The 5,979-nt window shown below is 47.2% G+C and carries 6 protein-coding genes; all 6 read right to left on the reverse strand.

Features of this window, described 5'->3' with window-relative positions; genetic code table 11:
• On the reverse strand, window positions 1-475 hold a 475-nt coding region (locus A3761_RS22995; RefSeq protein ID WP_068750974.1), incomplete at its 3' end, for a Tfp pilus assembly protein FimT/FimU.
• Window positions 476-570: 95 nt separating this feature from the next.
• Window positions 571-1,146, reverse strand: coding sequence for a hypothetical protein (locus A3761_RS23000; RefSeq protein WP_068554344.1), 576 nt, complete (start codon window positions 1,144-1,146; stop codon window positions 571-573).
• A 5-nt stretch (window positions 1,147-1,151) separates the two neighbouring features.
• A complete protein-coding gene (locus tag A3761_RS23005) occupies window positions 1,152-2,378 on the reverse strand; it encodes a type II secretion system F family protein (RefSeq protein WP_068554338.1) in 1,227 nt (408 codons plus the stop codon).
• A gap of 24 nt (window positions 2,379-2,402) precedes the next feature.
• Window positions 2,403-4,166 (reverse strand): GspE/PulE family protein, encoded by a 1,764-nt coding sequence (locus tag A3761_RS23010; RefSeq protein WP_068554346.1) that lies wholly within the window; start codon window positions 4,164-4,166, stop codon window positions 2,403-2,405.
• Window positions 4,167-4,178: 12 nt separating this feature from the next.
• Window positions 4,179-5,396, reverse strand: a complete 1,218-nt coding sequence (locus tag A3761_RS23015) for a M48 family metallopeptidase (RefSeq protein ID WP_068509830.1) — start codon at window positions 5,394-5,396, stop codon at window positions 4,179-4,181.
• A partial coding sequence (locus A3761_RS23020; RefSeq protein WP_156492053.1) for an ExeA family protein occupies window positions 5,393-5,979 on the reverse strand: 587 nt, incomplete at its 5' end. The genes A3761_RS23015 and A3761_RS23020, both read right to left, overlap by 4 nt.

The raw sequence follows: 5,979 nt of genomic DNA on the forward strand, positions 1-5,979 counted from the left end.
CGGTGTTCGGGTCATACTCAACGTTATGTCCATCAACTGTTGCCTGATAGGTATATCGACAATCACCAGAATTCACCGTTGTCAGGTAGTCTTCACCCACGGCTGTCGACGTCGTTAGGCCATTAGTATTCATTAATGCCCCCCACAGTGCATTACACTCAGCAGCGGTCATTCCACTGGGGTTGGTGTTACCATTTACGCCTGTTGGCCAGCCATCGACACTAACATCGATAACATTATCTGGTTCACCATATCCAGGTAAGTCTGTAATGGCGGTACGGGTACCGTTTGCCAGCCACTGGGCTCTAACCAGTGAAACCGACGAGGTAAAACTACCACCAGCGCCTTCAACAGCCGATCGATGCGCCTCGTCAGAAATCTCGGCAAACTTCGGGAAGGCCACCGCAGAAAGAATAGCTAGCACGGCAATCACGACCACTAACTCAATTAATGTAAAGCCGGACATTTTTTTCATAACTTCAAACTCTCTTCATCAATGTAAATTGAAACCTGTTTTTGAAAACCCGTTTTTGAAAACCAAGTACCTGCTTCAGAAACTGCGCTCATGGTTTACGGCATGAGCTGCAGAACTAACCCTTCATATTCTGAATGTTTATTCGCTTGAACTTTATCCTTTGACAATAGACCAACTACTCTAAATCGCAACCATTGCGAATATCTTTGGCGCTGCCATTCAGGTTCATCGCTAACAATCCTTGAGAACTCCCCCTGCAATTGCGCTCGCAAACTCTCTACTGACACATCGCGCGGCTGATAAGCAATATCTCTTAGTTTTGGGTCAAATACCCAAACACCCGCTAGGTGCTGACTTTCCTCTAAAGCTTGCTCTCCAACATAGTGCGTCACGTCATCCTGAACCCAGTTCATCGGATTTGCGCCCACAAACTCTGCCATTGCTTGCGGCCTATCCTGGGCCACCAGAGATGCCTGCATCAAGGTAACAGCAGCATTGAGTTCTTTAAGCCTATGAATAAACTGTACACGCTCGGCATTCACTAGCTCTTGATTCAAACGTTCAGCCAACCAATTCAAGGCGAACACAATAATCAGAAGGCTCACTGCGACCACAAAATAGCGATTGCCGAAACTGCGCTCATAAACAGTTTTTTCTTCCGCTTTATACACGCTGTCTACCGTCCCATTGCTGCCTGGCCCAAGTCCCAGATTGGCAAGAAGACGCCTAATGCCAAGACCAAGACAATGCCGCCCATTGCAACGATTAATATTGGTTCGATTGCTTCAGACAAGCGCTTTAACGAGTAGTCTGCTTCTTCATCATAAAAGTCTGCCACTTCATCCAATAGGCTATCGATCGAGCCGGTCTCTTCACCAACCGCCATCATCTGCAATACCAAGGGGGTAAATATTTCGGTAGCACGCGCCGTTCTTAATAGGCTATCGCCACGCTCTATTCCCACTTTCATATCAATAATTCGTTTACCGATAAACTTATTCCCCGAGGCCTCCGCTGCAATCGCCAAAGCATGAGTAATCGGCATGCCGGAAGCGAGCATCATGGCAAAGTTTCGGGTAAATCGTGATAAGGCGATCTGTTCAAATAAAACCCCTACTATTGGAAAGCCGAGTTTTTTCCTATCCCAAATATAATTGCCATTCTCCGTCGCCACCCACTGTTTAAAGGCATATATTCCCGCAAAAATAAGACCGATAATCAGCCACCAGTAAGCCAAACAAAACTCAGAGGTCGCCACAAGTATCTGAGTCGGTAGCGGCAGGTCTGCACCAAATTTGGCAAAGACACTGGCAAATTTTGGAATAACGAACAAGTTAACAATAAACAAGGCGATGAAGATCGCAGAAATAACCATGGTTGGATAGCGAGTCGCTTGCTTGATACGTTTACGTGTATCACGCTCCATTTCCAGGCTCTCACTTAATCGTTTAAAGGCTTCCTCAAGTTGACCTGTATTTTCACCTACGTGAATCATACTAATAAACAAATCAGAAAAGACCTTGGGGTGGGCCTGCATGCATGAAGCTAAATTCACACCTGACTCTAGGCGCTGAGAAACATCAAAGAGTGTCTCGCGAAGCACTTCTGACTTGGTTGAATCCGCCAAGCCTTTCATTGCACGTATAATAGGAATACCGGCGCGAGCCAAAGCATTCATTTGCCGACAAAAAATAATCAGCTCATCAAGCGTCACTTTGGGTTTGATCAGCTGTATATTTATACTGCCCAAACTTTTTGACGCTTCCTGCAGCTCACTGATTTGAACCGGAGTAATACCTTTTTTAAGCAGCTCATTGGCAGCAGCTGACTCTGAAGCTATCTCCAGTTCACCGCTAACCTGGGCCCCTTTTGCATCACGCCCCTTGTATTGAAATCGAGCCATTAACCCTGCCACCCTTCAAGTAAGTTACTCATCGAGTTCATCCAGGTCTATTTCCAGCTCATCGTCCAAGCTTGCCCCCAATTCATCAAGGGTTGCAGAAATTCTGAAGACCTCATCAATCGTCGTAATACCCTGACGCGCATACTCTAAGGCGCACCGATCCAAGGGCTCGTAATAAGCATTCATCTTGGCAGCTTCAGCAAAGGCATCCGGGTCTGCACGACGAAGCGCCCCCAAAGTACGATCATCCATTTCTAGCCACTCGTAAATACCTACTCGCCCTTTATAGCCGGTATTACTGCACTGGTAACAGCCGCTTCCAACAGTGAAATTATCTGGTAGGATTTCACCTTCAGCGACCATACTACCTAGCCAGATTCTCTCCTGTTCCGTTGGGTGATACTCGGTCGCACAGTTCGGGCATACCCGTCTGATAAGACGCTGGGCCAGCACCCCGCCCAAAGAACTCGCTACCAAATAAGGCTCTGCGCCCATATCAATCAAACGCATGGCACTGCCAATCGCGTCATTGGTATGCAAGGTCGACATCACCATATGACCTGTCATTGCCGCCCGCAAGCCAATTTCTGCGGTCTCTTGGTCTCGCATCTCACCAACCAAAACAATATCCGGGTCTTGACGCAAACAGGCCCTAAGTACGGTAGAAAAATTCAATCCCACCTTTGGGTTAACCTGTACCTGAGTAATTCGCGGAAGACGATATTCAACCGGATCTTCTGCGGTAATAATTTTTACTTCTGGTTTGTTCAATTCAGATAGCGCGCCATACAAAGTGGTAGTTTTACCACTCCCCGTCGGCCCGGTTACCAGTACCAGTCCATGCGGACGTGTCACTGCGATTCTAAAACGCTCGAGTATTTTGGGGGGCATACCTACCTTGTCCAGCCCCAGAATACCTTCGGTCTGATCAAGAAGACGCATCACCACGGACTCGCCATATTGCGTAGGCATCGTCGATAGACGCACATCCACTGACCGCGCCTTAACCCTAACGTTAAAGCGTCCATCTTGAGGAATTCTTTTTTCGGATATATTTAAGCCCGACATCAACTTCAAACGCAGTACCAGGGCGGCATTGATTCGTGTCTCTTTCATCACCTGCTCTTGCAGAATGCCATCTATACGCTGCCTGATTCGTACCACACTTTCGTCTGGTTCAATATGTATATCAGATGCTCTCGCCTGCACCGCATCTTCAAAAATAGATTGCAGCAGTTTTACAACCGGTGCTTCACTGTCATCTCCGGTCGTGGTTAACTCAGCCAAGTCGAAAGCATCATCTTCCAACTCTTCTTCAAGCTCTCCAGCCAAGTGAGATATTTCTTCTGTTTTACGATAAACCATGTCAATGGTCGTCAAGAGCTCGCTTTCACGAACAACCGCTAGACGTAAAGGCTGGTTGACCGCTCGACCAATCTCATCGAAGGCCATCAGATCCATCGGGTCGGCCATGCCGACTAACAACTCTCCCTGCTGTTCATCTAAGACTATCGCTCTGAAACGTCGCGCTAATGTCTCCGGCAACTTATTGACCAGGTCGTTATTAAACTGGTAATGACGAAGGTGAACAAAGGGCACTTCCAACTGCTGAGACAGTAAATTCAGAAGTTTGTCTTCATCAACATAACCAAGATCGATCAGCGCTTTACCGAGCTTCCTTCCGGTCTTTTTCTGCTCCGATAGGGCCGTCATTAGCTGATCTTCGGTAATAACACCGTTTTGTATCAGCAAGTCACCAATTCGAATTTTCTTTTTCGGTTCACTCATATCTTCACTCAATTACTTTACCGAGGACAGGGCTGTCAGCCGCTGACCGATATAACTCTCTAGCGCACGATTCAAACCAGGCAGGGTCATCGCCTGTTGATAAGCAAATACAGCCTGCCGCCCTTGTTTAAGCTGGTCTGCCGCAATCCCCAAACCAGCCCACCAGTCTGCAACCGTGTCGTTGCTCTGTATAAGCTGACTGTATTGTTCAAACGCTTTGCCTGATTGCCCATTTCGTTGGTATAGCGATGCCATCAATGCAAAGTACTCTGGCATCTTGTCAATATCTGGCAAGGACTGCTCTAGTAAAGCAACGGCGAGCTCAGGCTCCCCTTGCATCAACATCCATCGCGCTTTAACTTGTCTCAGGTCTGGGCTCAATGGCTTACCCGCCCGGCCCAGCAGGCCCGACAGCTCGTTGAAGCGCTGGTCTTGCAGTAAGCGATTTGCCAAAACGCTGAGCGTTTTATCGACAGTCTTGTTCTCGGCAACAAAAGCCTGCATTAAAGCATAAGCTTCTGCTGGCTTACCTATTTCAAATAATGAAATAGCATCTGATGCCATTTTTAAATCAAGTGCAGAGGGAGACAAAACAACACCAAGCGGCTTGGCCTTGGTTTTCGCTTTTGTCTGCAAATTTGGCTCAGCATCAGCTCCCTTGCTAACAGTACTCTTATCAACTTTTGGCTGAGTCACAATATTATCGCTAGCCTTTTTGACTTCACGACTCTCTTTTGCCACAACAGATTTCGTTGCTTTGCTTTCTTCCACGACACTTGTTCGCGCTTTTTTCTCAACAATAGCCGAGGCAACCGGCTCCACTCTTTTCTTTTCTTTTAGCGCAGATTCTTGCAAAACCTGAGTCTGTTTCGTCGCTACAGCAGGTTCGAGTAATTTAGGCCCGGCTATCTGCTTTTCATTTACTGTCTGCTCTTCGACAGGCATTGTCGGCGCTTGCTGTGAAAGCCCTGCTTCCGATTGAACCGCCCGCTCACTATTATTGTCTCTATCTCCAGAGACAACAGTGCTTTCCTCAGTCGACATAAGAATATAAGCAAACAAGCTCGCCACCAGAATGACCAAGACGACCAAAATAAGATCTTTCTGCTTAAAGCTACTTTGTTTGGGCTCGATCATGCTTTCTCGAGACACGCCCGTATCTAGGGAACCGGTTTGCTCAGGGGCTTTACGCTTCTCCAGATCCCTAAGCATATCATTGACTAAACTCATGAAAGCGCTCCAGGTAGAGGCATAGATCGCCACCAGGGTTTATGTGCGCTTTCCGTATCTTTAATCGCTGCTTTCATATGCTTCGCGGTCACTAGGTTTACACCCTCACCAAAGGCGCCCATCAGCGCCTTATGGCATAAAATATTTACCAAGCGAGGAATACCTTTGGATGCACTCACTAATAGTGAAATTGCTTTTGCTTCAAACAAACGACCACCGCTGTATCCTGCCAGGATCATTCGATGAGAAATATATTGTTCGACACCCTCCCTATCGAGCGGGCGAATTTCATGCTGAAACGTTATTCTTTGCTGCAGCTGTCGAAGACTTTTGCTATTCAACGTTTCATCCAATTCTGGCTGACCAAAGAGTACAACCTGCATCAGTTTTGCCGATTCCGTTTCCAGGTTGGTGAGCAAGCGCAAGGCTTCTATAGTGTCTTCCGGCATCGATTGCGCTTCATCAATCACCAGAACGACTTGTTTATCGAGTGCAGCCAAGGCCAATAAAGCTTTTTGGATATTTCCCAAAGCCAGTACATGCTGATCTGTTGCAACCGAGCCAAGCTGTTTAGGCTCTTCAA

The sequence above is a fragment of the Oleiphilus sp. HI0123 genome (genome assembly GCF_001635315.1).